Origin of the sequence: Streptococcus mitis (genome assembly GCF_013305725.1) — a bacterium.
In the GTDB taxonomy this organism is placed as follows: Bacteria; Bacillota; Bacilli; order Lactobacillales; family Streptococcaceae; genus Streptococcus; species Streptococcus mitis_BO.
Genome location: NZ_CP047883.1, coordinates 1600013 through 1618962, shown reverse-complemented (window position 1 = coordinate 1618962; position 18950 = coordinate 1600013). Strand labels below are relative to the sequence as shown.

At 41.9% G+C, this 18950-nt stretch carries 20 protein-coding genes; 11 read left to right on the top strand and 9 right to left on the bottom strand.

The window, feature by feature from the left end; all coding sequences use genetic code 11:
* The first annotated feature begins 7 nt into the window (after positions 1 to 7).
* The 9 genes from cysE to dtd all read left to right on the top strand — a co-directional run bounded on the left by cysE (position 8) and on the right by dtd (position 9027).
* Positions 8 to 625: a serine O-acetyltransferase gene (cysE, locus tag M594_RS07890; RefSeq protein WP_136937444.1), complete on the top strand. Its 618-nt coding sequence runs from the start codon at positions 8 to 10 to the stop codon at positions 623 to 625.
* An 11-nt stretch (positions 626 to 636) separates the two neighbouring features.
* Entirely contained in the window at positions 637 to 1536 is a 900-nt protein-coding gene (locus M594_RS07885) for a GNAT family N-acetyltransferase (protein WP_173876447.1), read from the top strand.
* 286 nt (positions 1537 to 1822) lie between these two features.
* Positions 1823 to 2344, top strand: coding sequence for a dihydrofolate reductase family protein (locus M594_RS07880; protein ID WP_173876446.1), 522 nt, complete (start codon positions 1823 to 1825; stop codon positions 2342 to 2344).
* Between the two features lie 17 nt (positions 2345 to 2361).
* On the top strand, positions 2362 to 3705 hold the full coding sequence (cysS, locus tag M594_RS07875; protein WP_173876445.1) for a cysteine--tRNA ligase: 1344 nt from the start codon (positions 2362 to 2364) through the stop codon (positions 3703 to 3705).
* Positions 3698 to 4084, top strand: coding sequence for a Mini-ribonuclease 3 (locus M594_RS07870; RefSeq protein WP_000567927.1), 387 nt, complete (start codon positions 3698 to 3700; stop codon positions 4082 to 4084). The genes cysS and M594_RS07870 overlap by 8 nt, the downstream gene beginning before the upstream one ends.
* Positions 4085 to 4087: 3 nt before the next feature.
* Complete coding sequence (locus M594_RS07865) at positions 4088 to 4957, top strand: helix-turn-helix domain-containing protein (RefSeq protein ID WP_173876444.1); 870 nt, start codon at positions 4088 to 4090, stop codon at positions 4955 to 4957.
* Between the two features lie 112 nt (positions 4958 to 5069).
* Positions 5070 to 6200, top strand: a complete 1131-nt coding sequence (locus tag M594_RS07860; protein WP_173876443.1) for an ABC transporter ATP-binding protein — start codon at positions 5070 to 5072, stop codon at positions 6198 to 6200.
* A 131-nt stretch (positions 6201 to 6331) separates the two neighbouring features.
* On the top strand, positions 6332 to 8554 hold the full coding sequence (locus tag M594_RS07855) for a RelA/SpoT family protein (RefSeq protein WP_173876442.1): 2223 nt from the start codon (positions 6332 to 6334) through the stop codon (positions 8552 to 8554).
* Between the two features lie 29 nt (positions 8555 to 8583).
* Complete coding sequence (gene dtd / locus M594_RS07850) at positions 8584 to 9027, top strand: D-aminoacyl-tRNA deacylase (protein ID WP_173876441.1); 444 nt, start codon at positions 8584 to 8586, stop codon at positions 9025 to 9027.
* Between the two features lie 38 nt (positions 9028 to 9065).
* Here dtd and M594_RS07845 read toward each other — a convergent pair whose 3' ends face one another.
* From M594_RS07845 to M594_RS07810, 8 genes are all read right to left on the bottom strand, one after another.
* Complete coding sequence (locus tag M594_RS07845) at positions 9066 to 9479, bottom strand: hypothetical protein (protein ID WP_173876440.1); 414 nt, start codon at positions 9477 to 9479, stop codon at positions 9066 to 9068.
* 18 nt (positions 9480 to 9497) lie between these two features.
* Positions 9498 to 9911: a hypothetical protein gene (locus tag M594_RS07840; protein ID WP_173876439.1), complete on the bottom strand. Its 414-nt coding sequence runs from the start codon at positions 9909 to 9911 to the stop codon at positions 9498 to 9500.
* 118 nt (positions 9912 to 10029) lie between these two features.
* Complete coding sequence (locus tag M594_RS07835; RefSeq protein WP_000749116.1) at positions 10030 to 10740, bottom strand: nicotinamide mononucleotide transporter; 711 nt, start codon at positions 10738 to 10740, stop codon at positions 10030 to 10032.
* Positions 10741 to 10859: 119 nt separating this feature from the next.
* Positions 10860 to 11510, bottom strand: coding sequence for a metal-dependent transcriptional regulator (locus M594_RS07830; RefSeq protein ID WP_173876438.1), 651 nt, complete (start codon positions 11508 to 11510; stop codon positions 10860 to 10862).
* Between the two features lie 78 nt (positions 11511 to 11588).
* Positions 11589 to 12083 carry a thiol peroxidase gene (gene tpx, locus M594_RS07825; RefSeq protein WP_173876437.1) on the bottom strand — a complete coding sequence of 165 codons (495 nt, stop codon included), beginning with the start codon at positions 12081 to 12083 and terminating at the stop codon, positions 11589 to 11591.
* Between the two features lie 227 nt (positions 12084 to 12310).
* Positions 12311 to 13240 (bottom strand): metal ABC transporter substrate-binding lipoprotein/adhesin PsaA, encoded by a 930-nt coding sequence (gene psaA / locus M594_RS07820; protein ID WP_173876436.1) that lies wholly within the window; start codon positions 13238 to 13240, stop codon positions 12311 to 12313.
* A 31-nt stretch (positions 13241 to 13271) separates the two neighbouring features.
* On the bottom strand, positions 13272 to 14120 hold the full coding sequence (locus M594_RS07815) for a metal ABC transporter permease (RefSeq protein ID WP_033682180.1): 849 nt from the start codon (positions 14118 to 14120) through the stop codon (positions 13272 to 13274).
* The gene (locus M594_RS07810; RefSeq protein WP_000619146.1) at positions 14117 to 14839 is read right to left on the bottom strand and encodes a metal ABC transporter ATP-binding protein; all 723 of its coding nucleotides are present in this window, start codon (positions 14837 to 14839) and stop codon (positions 14117 to 14119) included. The genes M594_RS07815 and M594_RS07810 overlap by 4 nt, the downstream gene beginning before the upstream one ends.
* A gap of 177 nt (positions 14840 to 15016) precedes the next feature.
* Between M594_RS07810 and pepO the strand changes: the two genes are divergently transcribed.
* Together pepO and M594_RS07800 are read left to right on the top strand one after the other, a co-directional pair.
* Positions 15017 to 16909, top strand: a complete 1893-nt coding sequence (pepO, locus tag M594_RS07805; RefSeq protein ID WP_173876435.1) for an endopeptidase PepO — start codon at positions 15017 to 15019, stop codon at positions 16907 to 16909.
* 59 nt (positions 16910 to 16968) lie between these two features.
* Positions 16969 to 17733: a lipoprotein gene (locus M594_RS07800; RefSeq protein WP_173876434.1), complete on the top strand. Its 765-nt coding sequence runs from the start codon at positions 16969 to 16971 to the stop codon at positions 17731 to 17733.
* A 105-nt stretch (positions 17734 to 17838) separates the two neighbouring features.
* On the opposite strand, the gene M594_RS07795 is transcribed toward M594_RS07800, so the two are convergent.
* Positions 17839 to 18468 carry an MBL fold metallo-hydrolase gene (locus M594_RS07795; RefSeq protein WP_173876432.1) on the bottom strand — a complete coding sequence of 210 codons (630 nt, stop codon included), beginning with the start codon at positions 18466 to 18468 and terminating at the stop codon, positions 17839 to 17841.
* Positions 18469 to 18950: the final 482 nt, after the last annotated feature.

Sequence of the window (18950 nt, the reverse complement as noted above, 5' to 3'; positions counted from 1 at the left end):
GAAATGTATGGGATGGTGGCGCGAAACCATTGATATCGTAAAAGAAAATGATCCAGCGGCCCGCACCACTTTGGAGGTTTTGCTGACTTATCCAGGTGTCAAGGCCTTGGCGGCCCACCGTCTCTCGCATTTTCTCTGGAAGCATGGCTTCAAACTCCTGGCTCGTATGCACAGTCAGTTCTGGCGCTTTTGGACTCAGATTGAGATTCATCCAGGTGCCCAGATTGATTCAGGTGTCTTTATCGACCACGGTTCTGGTCTGGTGATTGGAGAGACAGCTATCGTTGAGACGGGAGTTCTCCTCTATCATGGGGTGACTCTTGGGGGAACAGGGAAAGACTGTGGCAAACGCCATCCTACCGTTCGCAAAGGAGCGCTTATATCTGCCCATGCCCAAGTTATTGGTCCTGTAGAAATTGGTGCAAATGCCAAGGTCGGTGCTGCAGCAGTAGTTGTTGCAGATGTACCTAGTGATGTGACGGTTGTCGGTATTCCGGCCAAGATTGTCCGAGTTCATGGACAGAAGGACGAACCGACGATCCACGAAGTCGAAGAAAAACGAGAGTACTACGTCAATAAACTCGAGCAGGCTAAAGAAGCCAGTCACAGATCGTCTGGTTTGTAGAGGGTACCTATATGATTCAAGCAAGAAACAAGTTAAGCCAAGAGGAGCTATCTGAGGCGAAAAAACTAATTAACTGTTGCCAAAACTATGATGGTACCTATCGTGATCCCTATCTCTCTAACATGCTTAATTTTGACCCAAACATGCCCGCCTTTTTCCTTTATTATGAAAAAGGCGAACTTGTTGGTTTATTAACTGTCTATGCAGATGACCAAGATGTGGAAGTGACGATACTGGTTCATCCAGATCATCGCCGTCAGGGAATTGCGCGGGCTTTGTATAGAAGTTTTGAGAAAGAAGCGGCATCTTATCCAATTGAGTCTGTGACTTTTCAGACAGAGCGTATTTTTCTAGACCGTTATCCTGATTTTGTCAGCAACTGGGGATTGGTCGAGGATGAAGAGACAGAAACCTGGTTAGGTAAGGATAGAAGACCTTATCCGTTATCAAAGGTTTCTAATCTTGAAGTTTTGTTAGCAGATAGTTCGTATCAAAATCAAATTAGTCAGTTAAAATTTCAGGCATTTTCAGAGGAACATGAATCTAGAGAGATTGTGGATAGATATGTCGCTGAAGCTCTGAAGGATCCAGAAAGTCGCTTATATATTTTGTTAAAAGACGGTCAGGTTATTGGAACTTGCACGGTAGATTTATCGACTAATACGAATTACTTCTACGGTTTAGCAATATCAGAACTTGAACGTGGGAAAGGCTATGGAAGCTATTTAGCAAAATCCCTTGTCAACCAACTAATTGAGCAAAATGATAAGGAATTTCAGATTGCCGTGGAAGATAGCAATGTAGGTGCCAAACGTTTGTATGAAAAAATTGGCTTTGTCAAACAGACTCAGGTGGTTTATCTGAATGAGAAAGGAGCAAGGGATTCCGAAGTGTGGAGACATTCGGACTGAAATTCAATTAAACTCTTAGTGATGAAACTAACTGTTCTCGGATTTTAGTTTTCCTGACTATTCTTTTATGATTAAAATCTATGACAGCTTGAACCGGAAGTAGACGGGAGAGGCGCTTGAATGTTTAAGAATGAACCTTTCTGCTGCAGATTGGTATTGCTGTTGTCTGGCTTATTTTTCTTGTCCAGTAAGGATTTTGCTGAATACTTTGATTAGCTTAGGTCTAATCATCTGGGGCTATCCCGCTAAGTGAAGGCGAAGCAGAACTAGAAAGGAAACTACAAGAATGGCAGTATATTTTTACGGCTGTATCACCATGGATGGCTACTTGGCAGACAGCCAGCACAGGATAGACTGGTTGCATCAGCTTGGTTCTGTAGAGGATACAGGCTATGATGACTTTTACAGGCAAATGGATATCACCATCATGGGCAAGCGGACCTTTGAGGAAATCCAAGATTTGCAAGATGTAGAAAGTTTTTATCAAGCTACGGAAAACTATGTCTTTACGCATGATAGAAACCTGCCTGTCAGCAATTACCAGCCAGTAGCTGGGGATGTGGTGGACTTTGTTCGCCAGATTGACAAAGGCAAAAATGTCTTTGTGATTGGTGGTAATTCCTTAGTAGGACCGCTCTTGGATGCGGATCTTTTTGACCACCTCATTATTCAGATAGCGCCCATTATCCTAGGAAAGGGGGTTCCCCTATTTACCCAAGAGGAAGGGCAGCGCTTTTACCAACTGGATAGCCTCAGACAATTTGGTCCTTTTGCAGAGCTGGTTTTCAGCCGAAAAAGTCAGAAATAGAGAAGGGAGTGGACCACATGATTAAAATTTACGATACCATGTCTCGTGATTTGCGAGAGTTTGTCCCGATTGAGGACGGCAAAGTCAAGATGTATGTTTGTGGGCCAACCGTGTATAACTATATCCACGTGGGGAATGCCCGTTCGACGGTGGCTTTTGATACCATTCGTCGTTATTTTGAGTACCGTGGGTATGAGGTTGCCTATATTTCCAATTTTACGGATGTGGATGATAAGATTATCAACCGTGCCAAGGAAGAAGGTATTACGCCTCAGGAGGTTGCGGACAAGTACATCGCTGCCTTTCGTGAGGATGTGACGGCCTTGGGCGTCAAACCTGCGACTCGCCATCCGCGTGTAGTGGAGTTTATGATTGACATCATCCGTTTTGTGGAAGACTTGATTGAAAAAGGTTTTGCCTATGAGAGCCAAGGGGATGTTTACTTCCGTGTGGAAAAATCCCACAACTATGCTAAATTAGCAAATAAAACCTTGGAAGACTTGGAGCTGGGTGCTTCAGGTCGTACCGATGAAGAAACAGCTCGTAAGGAAAATCCTGTAGACTTTGCCCTCTGGAAATCTGCCAAATCAGGCGAGATTTCTTGGGACAGTCCTTGGGGACCTGGTCGTCCAGGCTGGCACATCGAGTGTTCAGTCATGTCGACAGAGATTTTGGGCGACACCATTGATATTCACGGTGGTGGAGCTGACCTAGAGTTTCCTCACCATACCAATGAAATTGCCCAGTCAGAAGCCAAAACAGGTAAGACATTTGCCAACTACTGGATGCACAATGGCTTTGTCAATATCGATAATGTCAAGATGTCCAAGTCCTTGGGTAACTTTATCACCGTACATGATGCCCTTAAAACTCTTGATGGGCAAGTGCTTCGATTCTTCTTTGCGACACAACATTACCGTAAGCCTATCAACTTTACGGAAAAGGCAGTGCGTGATGCAGAGACCAATCTCAAGTATCTGAAAAACACCTATGAGCAACCATTTACTGGAACTGTAGATGCTCAAGAGTTACAGGCCTTTAAAGATAAGTTTGTAGCTGCTATGGATGAGGATTTCAACTCTGCCAACGGTATTACAGTAGTCTTTGAAATGGCCAAATGGATCAATTCAGGCAACTATGATACAAGTGTCAAGCAAGCTCTTGCAGATATGTTGGAAGTCTTTGGAATTGTCTTTATTGAGGAAGTTTTGGACGCTGAGATCGAATCCTTGATTCAAAAACGCCAAGAAGCGCGTGCCAATCGTGACTTTGCGACAGCGGACCAGATCCGTGACCAATTGGCTGCTCAAGGGATTAAACTCCTTGACACCAAGGATGGAGTGAGGTGGACACGTGATTGATGTCAATCTCATTAACGGAATTGCGTTAGCTTTTGAAGGAGATGCGGTGTATTCTATGTATATTCGCCGTCACCTCATTCTTAAAGGCATGACCAAGCCCAATAAACTCCACCAAGAAGCGACCAAGTATGTGTCGGCCAAAGCTCAGGCTCGTTTGATTTCCCTCATGTTGGAGGAGCAGGTCCTAACGGAAAAAGAAGAAGAAATCTACAAACGTGGTCGCAATACCAATAGTCACACCAAGGCCAAAAATGCTGATGTGGTGACTTACCGTATGTCCACAGGTTTTGAAGCAGTCATGGGCTATCTCCATATGACTGAAAATCTGGAACGTCTTGAGAGCTTGATTTCGTGGTGCATCCAAAAAGTGGAAGGCTAGGACATGATGGCAAAAGAATTACAAGACTGGTTTCCTGAGGCTCAGATTTCAGACCAACCAGTAGAGAAAGAGGGCTATCTCACTCTCCCTTTAGCTTCTCAGCAGTGGATTTTGCTGGAGGAAGCTAGGCTCAGCGAGCGTGAAAAGCAGTTGGTTGCCCTTTTAACCCAGCAGGAGCAGGCTCGTTCGCTCAATCCTTGGTATTCTTATCTGGTTGAGGGGAAGGGACAGGCACCACAAGCTTTTAAAAAGATTCAGTTGGTTTATTGTCATCTTTCCTATTTTCAGCAGGAAAATCTAGCCTCTTGGTTAGACATGATGCGAACTCTTTTTCCTAACTGTCAGACAGTGCTTCAGGTCGGAGCTCAGGATTATGTTTTCGTGCTTCAGCAAGACAAATACACCTCTGTACGAGCTATTTTAAGTGATACGATTGAAGCGGTTGAGTATGACTTTGGGCTGCGTCTATCTATCATGTTAGGACAGGTTTGGTCTCAGACAGGAAATCAAGCCCTATCAGACTTAATCAAAGCGGAACGGGATTTGTTTAAGACTTGGTGGCGTCAGGGGCACCAAGGTGTTCATACTTTTTCTCAGCTCTATCTTTGGAGTATAGGAGAAAGACTCGTGGACTTGAAGGCAATCAAGGAATGTCTGCACCAGATGATTTTGGACCAGGATCAGATTCAGGAAATCATTCTCTCCCTTTGGGAAAACAGTGCTGTTCTTACTAAAACAGCCCAGCAACTCTATCTGCACCGTAACTCTCTTCAATACAAGATTGATAAATGGGAAGAATTGACAGGGCTTCAGTTGAAGGAATTGACTGACCTGACCCTGTGTTATCAATTGATTTTACCAGATATTTTATAAAGTTTTGTGCAAGTTGCACAGAACTTTTTTATTTTTTTGTTCACCTTGCCATAGAAAAATAAAGCGTTTTCATCTATAATAAAACTATCAAAAGACAAAAGGAGTTCACCTCATGGTAGAATTGAATCTTAAAAATATTTACAAAAAATATCCAAACAGCGAACACTACTCAGTTGAAGACTTCAACTTGGACATTAAAGACAAAGAATTTATCGTTTTCGTAGGTCCTTCAGGATGTGGTAAATCAACAACTCTTCGTATGATCGCAGGTCTTGAAGATATTACAGAAGGAACTGCATCTATCGATGGCGTGGTTGTCAACGACGTAGCTCCAAAAGACCGTGACATCGCCATGGTATTCCAAAACTACGCTCTTTACCCACACATGACTGTTTATGACAACATGGCTTTCGGTTTGAAATTGCGTAAATACAGCAAAGAAGACATCGACAAACGTGTGCAAGAAGCAGCTGAAATCCTTGGCTTGAAAGAATTCTTGGAACGTAAGCCAGCTGACCTTTCAGGTGGTCAACGTCAACGTGTTGCCATGGGTCGTGCGATCGTCCGTGACGCAAAAGTATTCTTGATGGACGAGCCTTTGTCAAACTTGGATGCCAAACTTCGTGTATCAATGCGTGCTGAAATCGCTAAAATCCACCGTCGTATCGGGGCTACAACTATCTACGTAACTCACGACCAAACAGAAGCGATGACACTTGCAGACCGTATCGTTATCATGTCAGCAACTAAGAACCCTGCTGGTACAGGTACTATCGGACGTGTAGAACAAATCGGTTCTCCTCAAGAAGTTTACAAAAACCCAGTTAACAAATTCGTTGCAGGATTCATTGGAAGCCCAGCTATGAACTTCATTAATGTGAAATTGGTTGGAAGCGAAATTGTTTCTGATGGTTTCCGTTTGAAAGTTCCAGAAGGAGCATTGAAAGTTCTTCGTGAAAAAGGCTACGAAGGTAAAGAATTAATCTTCGGTATCCGTCCAGAAGATGTGAATGCAGAACCTGCTTTCCTTGAAACATTCCCAGATTCAGTTGTAAAAGCTACTATCTCTGTATCAGAATTGCTTGGTTCAGAATCCCACCTTTACTGCCAAGTTGGTAAAGATGAATTCGTTGCTAAAGTTGATGCTCGTGACTACTTGCAAACAGGTGCAACAGTTGAACTTGGATTTGACTTGAACAAAGCCCACTTCTTCGATGTAGAAACTGAAAGAACAGTTTACTAAGATAAATAAAACTCAAAACACTGCTAGAAATCTGGCAGTGTTTTTGATACAGATATTGATTGAGTAGGAATTTTCTAGTTTTCATATTCTTAAAAAAGTGATAAAATGGTAGGAAGAATTGGAGAGTAGAGATGCCGAAAGAAGTGAATTTGACGGGCGATGAGGTTGTCGCTTTAACGCAAAAATATTTATCAAAAGAAGATGTTGCTTTTGTACATAAAGCCTTGATTTACGCCGTTGAATGCCATAGTGGTCAATATCGTAAATCAGGTGAACCTTATATTATTCACCCTATCCAAGTGGCAGGGATTTTAGCCAAACTTAAGCTAGATGCCGTAACGGTTGCCTGTGGTTTCTTGCATGATGTGGTAGAAGATACAGATGCGACCTTGGATGATTTGGAGAGAGAGTTTGGCCCTGATGTGCGGGTAATCGTTGATGGGGTTACCAAGCTTGGTAAGGTCGAGTACAAATCAATCGAGGAACAATTAGCGGAAAATCATCGCAAGATGCTTATGGCTATGTCTGAGGACATCCGCGTTATTTTGGTCAAACTGTCTGACCGCTTGCACAATATGCGGACCCTGAAACACCTTCGAAAAGACAAGCAGGAGCGTATTTCCAAAGAAACTATGGAAATCTATGCACCTCTTGCTCACCGTCTGGGGATTTCTAGCGTCAAATGGGAATTGGAAGACTTATCTTTCCGTTATCTCAACCCAACGGAGTTTTACAAGATTACCCATATGATGAAGGAAAAACGCAGAGAGCGTGAAGCCTTGGTGGATGAGGTGGTCACAAAATTAGAGGAATATACGACAGATCGTCATCTAAATGGGAAGATTTACGGTCGTCCCAAGCATATTTACTCGATTTTCCGCAAAATGCAGGATAAGAGAAAACGTTTTGAGGAAATCTATGACCTGATTGCCATTCGTTGTATTTTGGATACCCAAAGTGATGTTTATGCCATGCTTGGTTATGTGCATGAACTTTGGAAACCAATGCCAGGTCGTTTCAAAGACTATATCGCTAACCGCAAGGCCAATGGCTACCAGTCTATCCATACGACTGTTTATGGGCCAAAAGGGCCGATTGAGTTCCAGATTCGGACCAAGGAAATGCATGAGGTGGCTGAGTACGGGGTTGCAGCTCACTGGGCTTATAAGAAGGGCATCAAGGGGCAGGTTAACAGCAAGGAATCTGCTATTGGGATGAACTGGATCAAGGAGATGATGGAGCTCCAAGACCAGGCTGATGATGCTAAGGAATTTGTGGATTCAGTTAAGGAAAACTATCTGGCTGAGGAGATTTACGTCTTTACCCCAGATGGAGCTGTCCGTTCCCTTCCAAAAGATTCAGGACCGATTGACTTTGCCTACGAAATCCATACAAAAGTCGGTGAAAAAGCGACGGGTGCCAAGGTCAATGGCCGTATGGTTCCTCTGACAACTAAGCTCAAGACAGGGGATCAGGTTGAAATTGTCACCAACCCGAACTCCTTTGGACCTAGCCGTGACTGGCTCAATATGGTCAAGACCAGCAAGGCCCGCAACAAGATCCGTCAGTTCTTTAAAAATCAAGATAAGGAATTGTCTGTCAACAAGGGTCGTGAAATGCTGATGGCTCAGTTCCAAGAAAATGGCTATGTGGCCAATAAATTCATGGACAAGCGTCATATGGACCAAGTTCTGCAAAAGACCAGCTACAAGACAGAAGAATCTCTCTTTGCCGCCATTGGTTTTGGCGAAATCGGTGCTATTACTGTCTTTAACCGTCTGACTGAAAAGGAACGCCGTGAAGAAGAACGTGCCAAGGCCAAGGCGGAGGCAGAAGAACTTGTCAAAGGTGGCGAAGTCAAGGTTGAAAACAAAGAAACCCTCAAGGTTAAGCATGAGGGTGGAGTGGTCATTGAAGGTGCCTCAGGTCTCCTAGTGCGGATTGCCAAGTGTTGTAATCCTGTTCCTGGTGACGATATTGTCGGCTACATTACCAAGGGTCGTGGTGTGGCTATTCACCGTGTGGACTGTATGAACCTGCGCGCCCAAGAAAACTACGAGCAACGTCTCCTTGATGTGGAGTGGGAAGACCAGTATTCAAACTCAAATAAGGAGTATATGGCCCATGTCGATATCTATGGTCTCAACCGTACAGGACTGTTGAACGATGTGTTGCAAGTTCTATCAAACACAACCAAGAATATTTCAACGGTCAATGCCCAACCAACCAAGGATATGAAGTTTGCTAATATCCATGTGTCCTTTGGCATTGCCAACCTCTCGACGCTGACCACGGTCGTGGACAAGATTAAGAGTGTGCCAGAAGTTTACTCTGTCAAACGGACTAACGGTTAATTGCCCTAGCTCTTACTAGAAAGGCTATTATGAAAATCATTATCCAACGGGTTACAAAAGCCCAAGTGAGTATTCAAGGTCAGATTCAGGGAAAAATCAATCAGGGGCTCCTATTGCTGGTTGGTGTTGGACCAGAGGATCAAGAGGAAGATTTGGACTATGCTGTGAGAAAATTGGTCAACATGCGGATTTTTTCAGACGCAGAAGGCAAGATGAACCTGTCTGTTAAGGATATTGAAGGAGAAATCCTCTCCATTTCTCAGTTTACCCTCTTTGCGGATACTAAGAAAGGCAATCGTCCAGCCTTTACAGGGGCAGCTAAGCCTGATATGGCATCAGACTTCTATGATGCTTTCAATCAAAAATTAGCGCAAGAAGTGCCCGTTCAGACAGGCATTTTTGGAGCGGATATGCAAGTTGAGCTGGTCAATGACGGACCAGTCACCATTATCCTTGATACTAAAAATAGATAAGAAAGACCAAGCCCAGCCGGCTTGGTTTTTCTCATCTATCATAAAATACTCCAAAAAGAAATCGGTTCTTGATAGGCCTTGGGGAAATCTTGTTTCAGGATTTGGCTTATGCGATAGGAAGGGATGAGGTGTCCTAGGATTAGGAGAGTTCCCAGAAGGAGAAGTGGCATACCACTTAAACATATCAAGGAGAGAATTATCAGGCTATCCCATAGAAGGATTTGTAAGGAAAAACGCCGGAATCTTGGTCTAATCTGTGAATAGAGTTGACTAAAGTGGTCACAAAGTTGGTTGGAAAGATAGGTCAATAGCACAGGATGAAAGAAAATGAGCCAACCGCTATAAATCAAAATCCAGTCCCAAGTAAGCCCCCCTTTAAATGTCAAAAATACAAGCATAATTCCATCAATGACAAGGAGCTCAATGGTCTTGGTGTAGATGATTTTTTTCATGCCAAAAGCTCCTTTTCCTTAGAGACACTCCCATAAAGAGATATGTTTGTCGTAAAAGTCTGGATAGTTTTCTCTTAGGTGGCCAGTTGTCATATAATAAAAAGTAGAATGGCAAGCAGTGATGATTGGCATAAGAGAGGGAAAACGCTGAGAACTAACGAAGGTTAAAAGGACAAAAAATAGAAAATCAATGGTGAGAACCCCTAAATAGTAGAAGCGAATCTTTTTATTGATTTGAGGATAAATCTCAGCGAATTGATGTTTGAGTTGGACAGCCAAGCGAAACAGCAGTAGTCCCTGAGCAAGGAGGAAAATAAAACCAGAGAGCAAGAGCCACTCCAAAGATGTCTCGGGTTTTTTGCTAAAAAATGCGAATAGTAGCAAATCGATGACTGCAATTGCTGTAAAATGGATTCTAAAGAGTTTTTTCATGACAAGACCTCCCTCTTTTATCTATTTTCATTCTACTCCAAAAGAATGGGAGTTACAACTAAAATGATAAAAATTTTAGTAAGGAGATTCTGTTAGATTTCTTTATTTGATTTCCCTCTTATTGTTCCACCTCTTCATCATTCCAGACAAATAAAGCTCCGATTGCATTGAGGATATAAAAGATGTATTTTCCGATATTGGCAAAATTCCCTTGAATACCAGCTTTTGTCAGCTGAACGAAATTGTAAATCAACCAAAAGCCCCACTGGGTTGTTAGTTTCAATGCGTTAAAAGCGTTGGCAATGAGAGACAGTGCAAAGGCAATAGTTGTTACGTAGGCAAGGAGATTCATCTTTCCTCCATAGCCGATATAGTTGGTCACAAAGGCAAAGAGGAAGGCGATGATGGAAATGATGATGGCTGCCAATTTTACCTGTTTTTGGCTCATTTGGTTGGGTCTGCCTTCTTGCGAAGCTTCCCATTTCTTAATAGCAAAGGTATAAATGAGGAAGGTGACGGGATAGGTAATGATGGCCGCCTTATTTCCAAGGATATAATCAATGGTACCAGATAAGATCGTATTGACAATACCAAAGTAATTTCCCCATTTGCTTAATTTTCCTGTGAAACGAGTGGATAACATGGAAATCCCAACGTTAGTTACGGAAATCAATCCAAAGGGTACAAGGGCAGTCCATGGTCCCCAGTCTACGAATTTGTCGAGACGGGAGTTGAGGTAACCAGATGCAATCGCAATCCCAACGACCAAAGCAACCCCGAAGAGGTCAAACCATTTAGATGTAGCAAAAATTTTTAGTGATTTTTTCATATATTAAGATATCTTTCTTTTTTTAACAAATATTATACAACTAAATGAAAGTAAAATCAAATGATAGAAATAAAACCCTGAAAATAAAATTTTCAGGGGTGGTTGGGGTACTTGAGAAATTAGTCGATTTTTTCGACATAGAGTTGTTTGGCAATGTCCATACTTACTTGTAAATCCTCGTCTTTACTAAGGATAGTGAAGGTATTGCTGAAGCCATCAAACTGCTGGACTTGGATATGGTCACCGATGTGAAGTGAGTGCTTATCCAAATAATTGAGAATGTCAAAACTATCATGCACCCGAGTCAGGCGGTAGGCGCCAGCTTCCTTGATATCAGCTAGTGGGAGGTTATTGATTTCAACTAAGAGTTCTCCCTTGGCAGGAATAGTTCCTCCGTGAGGGCAGGTCTTGGGGAATCCAAGTAATTTTTCTAGTCTCTCCACGAATAGCTCAGAGACAGTATGCTCCAAGACCTCAGCTTCCTCGTGAATCTGGTCACTTGTATAGTCTAAATGATGGACTAGAAAAACTTCAATCAAGCGATGCTTACGGTAGAGCTCTGAGACCAGTTTGAGTCCAAGGTCCGTCAGTAGATATCCACATTCCTTGTCCTTGAGGATGAGATTTTCACTCTTCATCCGTTTAATCATTTCAGTTACGGCAGGGGGAGAGACTTGCATGCGGGCAGCAATTTCCTTGTTGGTAATCTTATGCAAATCTATGCCAATTTCATAAATACACTTTAGATAATCTTCTTTATTCGGGGTCATTCGTTTCCTCTTGTCTAATATCTTTATCTAGTATATCAAAAAAAGCTAGATTTCTCTAGCTATCTGCCACAATGGCTTCTAATTTAGTTCTTTAGCAGCTGCAATTGCGGCTTCGAAGTTTGGTTCAGAGTTGATATTGTCCACGTATTCAACGTAGCGAATAGTATTGTCAGTATCGAGGACAAAGACTGCGCGTGCCAATAAGTGCCACTCATTGATTAAGAGGGCATAATCACGTCCAAAGGAATGGTCGAAATAGTCTGAGAGCATGATGGCATTTTCAATACCTTCAGCACCGCACCAACGTTTTTGGGCAAAAGGGAGGTCCATGGAAACAGTCAAGACAACCGTATTATCCAGTCCAGCCAGTTCTTCATTAAAACGACGCGTTTGAGTTGAGCAGATACCTGTATCGATAGAAGGCACGACACTCAAGACTTTTTTCTTCCCATCAAAATCAGCCAGAGATTTTTTAGAAAGGTCTGTTGTAATGAGTAAAAAATCAAGTGCCTTGTCGCCGACTTGTAGTTGTTTACCTGTAAAGCTCACAGGATTTCCGAGAAAAGTTACCATAGGATATTCCAATCTTTTTTCTTCCATTTTAGCTGAAACAGCCGGAATTTTCCAATGATTTGACCGGAAATGTGTGCATAGAAAAAACGCCAGCTCATGTGAGAATGACGTTTTTCAGAGGCTTATACTCAATGAAAATCAAAGAGCAAACTAGGAAGCTAGCCACAGGCTGTACTTGAGTACGGCAAGGCGACGCTGACGTGGTTTGAAGAGATTTTCGAAGAGTATTATTTTGCCAATCCTTCAGCAATCTTATCAAGGTTGTATTTCATCATGTTGTAGTAGCTGTCGCCTTCTTTACCTTGTTCTGCGATAGAGTCAGTAAAGATTTGAGCGTAGATTGGGATGTTTGTGTCTTGTGAAACAGTCTTCATTGGACGGTCATCCACACTTGATTCTACAAAGAGTGAAGGAACTTTTGTTTGGCGAAGTTTTTCAACCAAGGTTTTGATTTGTTCAGGAGTTCCTTCTTCTTCTGTGTTGATTTCCCAGATATAGGCACTTGGAACGCCGTAGGCTTTAGAGAAGTATTTGAAGCATCCTTCGCTGGTTACGATCAATTTCTTCTCAGCAGGGATGTTGTTAAATTTCTCTTTAGCTTCCTTGTCAAGTTTGTCTAGCTTATCAGTATATTCTTTAAGATTTTTTTCGTAGAATTCCTTGTTGCTAGGGTCTTTAGCGCTCAATTGTTTTGCGATATTTTTAGCAAAGATCATCCCGTTTTCAAGGTTAAGCCAAGCGTGTGGGTCTTCTTTACCTTTTTCATTTTGACCTTCAAGGTAGATAACATCAACGCCTTCGCTGACTGCAAAGTAGTCTTTGTTTTCAGTTTTCTTGGCATTTTCTACCAATTTTGTAAACCAAGCATTACCACCTGTTTCAAGGTTGATCCCGTTATAGAAAATCAAATCAGCTTGAGAAGTTTTCTTAACGTCTTCAGGGAGTGGTTCGTATTCATGTGGGTCTTGACCAACAGGAACGATACTGTGAAGATCAATCTTGTCACCAGCAATATTTTTAGTAATATCAGCGATGATTGAGTTTGTAGCAACAACTTTTAGTTTTTGACCAGAAGCTGCATCTTTTTTTCCACTAGTACATGCTACAAGAGCAATGACGGAAAGAAAGAGAACGAGTAATGTACCTAATTTTTTCATTAGATCCTCCAATTTATTGGGGTTTTGCCCCTTATTTTAACAAATGTTTATTTTTCAGTTTCAAATATCGTTGTTTTGGAGCGATAAAGAAGCTAATGAGAAAGAAACTAGCAGCTGTAAGCACGATACTAGAACCTGCCGCAACGTTAAAGCTATAGCCGATAAAGAGTCCCAAAACCGAAGCAGTAGCTCCAAAGGTTGAGGAAAGGAAAATCATGCTTTTCAGGCTATTAGCATACAGATAAGCAGTTGCAGCTGGGGTAATCAGCATGGCTACAATCAGGATAGTTCCGACACTTTGCATGGCTGTCACAGACACGAGAGTCAAGAGTACCATGAGAAGGTAGTGATAGAAATTGACAGGCATTCCCATGGCTTTAGCCAAGAGTTCATCAAAGGAAGTTATCAAGAGTTGCTTGAAGAAAATCCAGATTAACAAGAGAATGACTGCCCCAACACCCATAGTAATAAACATATCCGTATCTTGGACGGCTAGGATATTACCAAAAAGGATATGGAAAAGGTCAGTTGAACTTTTAGCGACACTAATCAAGATGATACCGAGGGCTAAGAAAGAAGAAAAGGTAATGCCGATGGCGGTATCGCTTTTGATAATCGAGTTTCCCTTGATGTAGGTAATGATGATGGCAGCTAGCAATCCAAAGACAATGGCTCCGATAAAGAAGTCAACGCCCAAGATGAAGGAGAGGGCTACACCTGGTAAGACAGCATGTGAAATGGCATCTCCCATGAGTGACATCCCGCGTAGGATGATGAAACATCCTACAGCTCCAGCTACGACCCCGACGACAATAGCTGTTATCAAGGCATTTTGTAAGAAATGGAATTTTTGCAATCCATCGATAAATTCTGCAATCATAGGTCACCTCCATTGAAAAAGAGTCGATTACCGTAAGCTTCTTTGAGATTGGCTTCGGTAAAGGTTTCTTTGGTTGGACCAAAGGCAATCACTTCTCGATTGACAAGCAAGACTTGATCGAAGTAGTGGGGAACCTTGCTGAGGTCGTGGTGGACGATGAGAACCGTCTTACCAGCTTTTTTCAAATCTCTCAGCGTATTCATGATGATTTCCTCACTGACAGAGTCAATCCCAACAAAGGGTTCATCCAAGAGGATATAGTCGGCTTCCTGCACCAAACATCTGGCAATCAAGACCCGCTGGAATTGACCTCCAGACAGTTGACTGATTTGCCGTTCAGCATAGTCAGCTAGACCGACGATTTCAAGGGCTTCTTGCACTTTCTTCCAATGTTTAGCCTTTAAACTTCGAAAGAGAGGGATAGAGGGAAAGAGTCCTAACGAGACACATTCCTTGACCTTGATGGGAAAGTTGTAGTCGATATTGATTTTTTGTTCGACATAGGCGATTCGATGTAAGGATTTTTTAACTTCCTTGTCATCGAGAAATGCCTGACCTTGATGTGGGATAATTCCCAGCATCCCTTTTAATAATGTTGATTTTCCAGCACCGTTTGGACCAATAATACCGGTAATTGTTGGTCCATGGAGCACTAGTGAAATATCCTTAAGTGCCAACGTTTCTTTGTAGGAGACACTGAGGTTTTCGATACGTATCATAAACTTGTATTCCTCCTGTCTCTTAATATACATTAAAAAAAAAATTAAGTCAAGTTAATTTTTGAAAAAATTAAAATAATAACTGAGAAATGATGGCAAGAGAAAGTTCATTTTTAATTGCATTCCCAGTTAATTTTTGTTAAGCTAAAAACAAGTACAAATGAAAGCGAGAACAAGATGACACGTTATCAAGATGATTTTTATGATGCAATCAATGGAGAATGGCAACAGACAGCTGAAATCCCAGCAGATAAGTCTCAAACGGGAGGTTTTGTTGATTTAGACCAAGAAATTGAAGACTTGATGTTGGCGACAACAGACAAGTGGTTGGCAGGTGAAGAGGTGCCTGAGGATGCTATCTTGGCAAACTTTGTCAAATACCACCGCCTAGTTCGTGATTTTGACAAGAGAGAAGCTGACGGTATCACACCTGTCTTACCACTCCTTAAAGAATTCCAAGAATTGGAGACTTTTGCGGATTTTACAGCTAGACTAGCAGAGTTTGAACTTGCAGGAAAACCTAACTTCCTTCCTTTTGGTGTATCGCCAGACTTTATGGATGCCAGAATCAACGTTTTATGGGCAAGTGCTCCAAGCACAATCCTGCCAGATACGACCTACTATGCAGAAGACCATCCTCAGCGCGAAGAGCTCTTGACTCTTTGGAAAGAAAGCAGCGCAAATCTCCTCAAGGCTTATGATTTCTCTGATGCAGAAATTGAAGACTTGCTTGAGAATAGATTAGAATTGGACCGCCGAATTGCAGCAGTGGTGCTCTCTAATGAAGAAAGTTCAGAGTATGCTAAACTCTACCATCCATATGCTTACGAAGATTTCAAGAAATTCGCACCTGCCCTACCTTTGGATGACTTCTTCCAAGCCGTTCTTGGACAAGTACCAGACAAGGTTATCGTAGACGAGGAACGTTTCTGGCAAGCAGCAGATCAATTCTATAGTGAAGAGGCATGGCCTCTCCTCAAGGCAACCTTAATTTTAAGTGTTGTGAATCTCTCAACCAGCTATTTAACAGAAGAAATCCGTGTCTTGTCAGGTGCCTATAGTCGTGCGCTTTCAGGAGTTCCAGAAGCTAAAGACAAGGTCAAGGCAGCTTATCAACTAGCACAAGGTCCTTTCAAACAAGCCTTGGGTCTCTGGTATGCCCATGAAAAATTCTCTCCAGAAGCTAAGGCAGACGTGGAGAAAAAAGTGGCAACTATGATTGATGTCTATAAGGAACGTTTGGCTAAAAATGACTGGCTGACTCCAGAAACTCGTGACAAGGCCATCGTCAAACTCAATGTTATCAAGCCTTATATCGGTTACCCAGAAGAATTACCAGAACGCTACAAGGACAAGGTAGTGGATGAGACTGCTAGTCTTTTTGACAATGCTCTAGCCTTTGCGCGTGTGGAAATCAAACACAGTTGGAGCAAGTGGAATCAGCCTGTAGATTACAAGGAATGGGGCATGCCTGCTCATATGGTCAATGCCTACTACAATCCACAGAAGAACCTAATTGTCTTCCCAGCGGCCATTTTACAAGCACCTTTCTATGACTTGCATCAGTCATCTTCTGCTAACTACGGGGGTATCGGAGCGGTTATTGCCCATGAAATTTCCCACGCCTTTGATACCAACGGAGCGTCCTTTGATGAAAATGGTAGCCTCAAGGATTGGTGGACTGAGAGCGACTATGCTGCCTTCAAGGAGAAAACACAAAAAGTTATTGACCAATTTGATGGACAAGATTCTTATGGAGCAACCATTAACGGTAAATTGACTGTGTCAGAAAACGTGGCTGACTTGGGAGGAATCGCTGCAGCGCTTGAAGCAGCTAAGAGAGAAGCAGACTTCTCAGCAGAAGAATTCTTCTACAACTTCGGTCGCATCTGGCGCATGAAAGGTCGTCCAGAATTTATGAAACTTTTGGCTAGTGTCGATGTACACGCACCAGCCAAACTCCGTGTCAATGTACAAGTACCAAACTTCGATGATTTCTTTACAACCTATGATGTCAAAGAAGGAGACGGTATGTGGCGTTCACCAGAAAATCGCGTCATTATTTGGTAAGGAATCCAATCTAATACTAAAATCCGTAAATCTGCATAGAATGGGTTAAAGAGGTTAACATGAAGAAATTTTTAATGATGCTTTCAGCCATTCTTACTGTTTTTGTTTTAGCATCTTGTGGCGCAAACAAAAAAGATGAAAAAATAGAACCTTCGGCAAGACAATCATCTTCTACCAAAGAGGAACAGAAGGAAACCTCTACGAAGTCAGAGAGTCAAACTAGTACGAGTTCTTCAATGGCAACACCGTCAACAACAATGGAAAAGAAAAGTGAAACAGGAAAAAATTTGTACGAGGAAGTAATAGAGCGGTACAATCACTATCAGGCTCTTTTAAGTACCGGTGACCGAGAATCCTTGTATGAAAAGTTGAAACAGAACAAAATTTTTTCTGAAGAGTATGGCTATATCTTTACACTAAGCACCTACGATAAACCAGCTAGTCTTCATTATGTGTTTGCTGATTTAAATAATGATGGTCAGGATGAATTGATTATTGGAGATAAAAAATATATAGGGGCCATTTACTATTTAGAGAATAAACAACCCAAGTTGCTTCATACAGCTTATGTAGCTTCTGCAGGTGGTTTTCGTTCCAGTTTAGTTATTTATGAAAACGGTCAAGTCAGATATGCAGACTGGCAGTCAACACGACCAGAAATGAACTTAAGTCTGTATGCTTTTGATAAAGACGGAGTACAGAAGATTAAAGAAGGAATCTTTCAAATTGGTGGTGATCAAAAGCCAGAGAAAATCTTAGAGATTTCTTCTAATGAACTTGATTTAGCTAAATTTGAATGGAAAGAATTTGAGCCAGCTAACTAATGTTCGATGAAATTCAATACTAGACTAGATTCTAAAATCAAAGAATGGAGAATTGAATAGCAGTACACAAAAACCAAGGATAAAAATTCCTTGGTTTTTTGCTACCTAGAAAAAAGGATTGAAGGTCTTTTCGTGAGCAATAGTAGTAGCTGGACCATGTCCTGGATAAACATCGTAGTTTGGTAGGGTGAAGAGTTGAGTCTGGATACTATGGAGGAGTTGTTCCATGCTACCAGTTGGAAGATCCGTCCGTCCGATTGTTTCACGGAACAGAGCATCACCTGTCAAGACCAAATGAGCTTGCGGAAAGACGATAGAAACACCACCGATAGAGTGCCCTGGTGTTGGTAAGACGGTGAAATGAAATTCCTCCAATTGATATTCCTCATGAAAGATAAAAGTGTGCTCAGCTGGCTTTGCGATCACATCTGCCATATCATCGTGCCGAGGTAGCCCAGAGAGATTATCGACGGGAGTATAGAGCCAGCTGGCTTCACTCTCTGCGATATAGACAGGAGGATTGCCAAAAGTCTCGCGAACTAGGTCCAGACTCATGATATGGTCATAATGAGCGTGGGTCAAGAGAATAGCACAGATAGGTTTGTTGATGTTCTCTATTGTCTGACGAATGGTTTCCCAATGGCTACCAGGATCGACGACGATGAGGTGTTTTTCACCTTCTAGGTAATAGGTGTTTTCATAGGCAACAGGATTCACAGTTTTATGGATTTTCATACTAGCTCCAATCTCAAAGAATGTACTAATACTCTTCGAAAATCTCTTCAAACCGCGTCAACGTCGCCTTGCCGTACTCAAGTACAGCCTGCGGCTAGTTTCCTAGTTTGCTCTTTGATTTTCATTGAGTATAAATTAAGTATAGCACAGTTAGGGAGAATGAAGTGGATAGAAAGTCCCTCTCTTTTAAGGAATGTTACTTGCTATCTATTTTATTCTGTCCAAAATAGAGATAGTTATTTTTAGAGTTATGAACTAGCTAGAGCTTTTAATTGACTGGGATTTAAAATAAAGCTAATGAGCTTGAGAGTGACTTAATGAAGCAAGTAAATTGTATTCTGTATTAGAAGGAAGTTTGTAATAAAAGAAAATAAAATATACATGCAAAGTTAATTTAAATTAATATACCAATCGAACAAGAAATATAGTGTGTGACCTATGATAGCTTGATACATCTTATTTTACAACTTAAAGAGTCTGAA

What these genes read in the sequence shown, in the direction of transcription:
- M594_RS07845 (WP_173876440.1), bottom strand. Translation starts at nt 9,479, where the DNA reads ATGAAAAAAATCATCTACACCAAGACCATTGAGCTCCTTGTCATTGAT.
- M594_RS07885 (WP_173876447.1), top strand. Translation starts at nt 637, where the DNA reads ATGATTCAAGCAAGAAACAAGTTAAGCCAAGAGGAGCTATCTGAGGCG.
- psaA (WP_173876436.1), bottom strand. Translation starts at nt 13,240, where the DNA reads ATGAAAAAATTAGGTACATTACTCGTTCTCTTTCTTTCCGTCATTGCT.
- M594_RS07835 (WP_000749116.1), bottom strand. Translation starts at nt 10,740, where the DNA reads ATGAAAAAATCACTAAAAATTTTTGCTACATCTAAATGGTTTGACCTC.
- M594_RS07815 (WP_033682180.1), bottom strand. Translation starts at nt 14,120, where the DNA reads ATGATTGCAGAATTTATCGATGGATTGCAAAAATTCCATTTCTTACAA.
- M594_RS07855 (WP_173876442.1), top strand. Translation starts at nt 6,332, where the DNA reads ATGCCGAAAGAAGTGAATTTGACGGGCGATGAGGTTGTCGCTTTAACG.
- M594_RS07840 (WP_173876439.1), bottom strand. Translation starts at nt 9,911, where the DNA reads ATGAAAAAACTCTTTAGAATCCATTTTACAGCAATTGCAGTCATCGAT.
- tpx (WP_173876437.1), bottom strand. Translation starts at nt 12,083, where the DNA reads ATGGTAACTTTTCTCGGAAATCCTGTGAGCTTTACAGGTAAACAACTA.
- M594_RS07865 (WP_173876444.1), top strand. Translation starts at nt 4,088, where the DNA reads ATGATGGCAAAAGAATTACAAGACTGGTTTCCTGAGGCTCAGATTTCA.
- M594_RS07830 (WP_173876438.1), bottom strand. Translation starts at nt 11,510, where the DNA reads ATGACCCCGAATAAAGAAGATTATCTAAAGTGTATTTATGAAATTGGC.
- M594_RS07880 (WP_173876446.1), top strand. Translation starts at nt 1,823, where the DNA reads ATGGCAGTATATTTTTACGGCTGTATCACCATGGATGGCTACTTGGCA.
- pepO (WP_173876435.1), top strand. Translation starts at nt 15,017, where the DNA reads ATGACACGTTATCAAGATGATTTTTATGATGCAATCAATGGAGAATGG.
- dtd (WP_173876441.1), top strand. Translation starts at nt 8,584, where the DNA reads ATGAAAATCATTATCCAACGGGTTACAAAAGCCCAAGTGAGTATTCAA.
- M594_RS07860 (WP_173876443.1), top strand. Translation starts at nt 5,070, where the DNA reads ATGGTAGAATTGAATCTTAAAAATATTTACAAAAAATATCCAAACAGC.
- M594_RS07810 (WP_000619146.1), bottom strand. Translation starts at nt 14,839, where the DNA reads ATGATACGTATCGAAAACCTCAGTGTCTCCTACAAAGAAACGTTGGCA.
- cysS (WP_173876445.1), top strand. Translation starts at nt 2,362, where the DNA reads ATGATTAAAATTTACGATACCATGTCTCGTGATTTGCGAGAGTTTGTC.
- M594_RS07800 (WP_173876434.1), top strand. Translation starts at nt 16,969, where the DNA reads ATGAAGAAATTTTTAATGATGCTTTCAGCCATTCTTACTGTTTTTGTT.
- M594_RS07795 (WP_173876432.1), bottom strand. Translation starts at nt 18,468, where the DNA reads ATGAAAATCCATAAAACTGTGAATCCTGTTGCCTATGAAAACACCTAT.
- cysE (WP_136937444.1), top strand. Translation starts at nt 8, where the DNA reads ATGGGATGGTGGCGCGAAACCATTGATATCGTAAAAGAAAATGATCCA.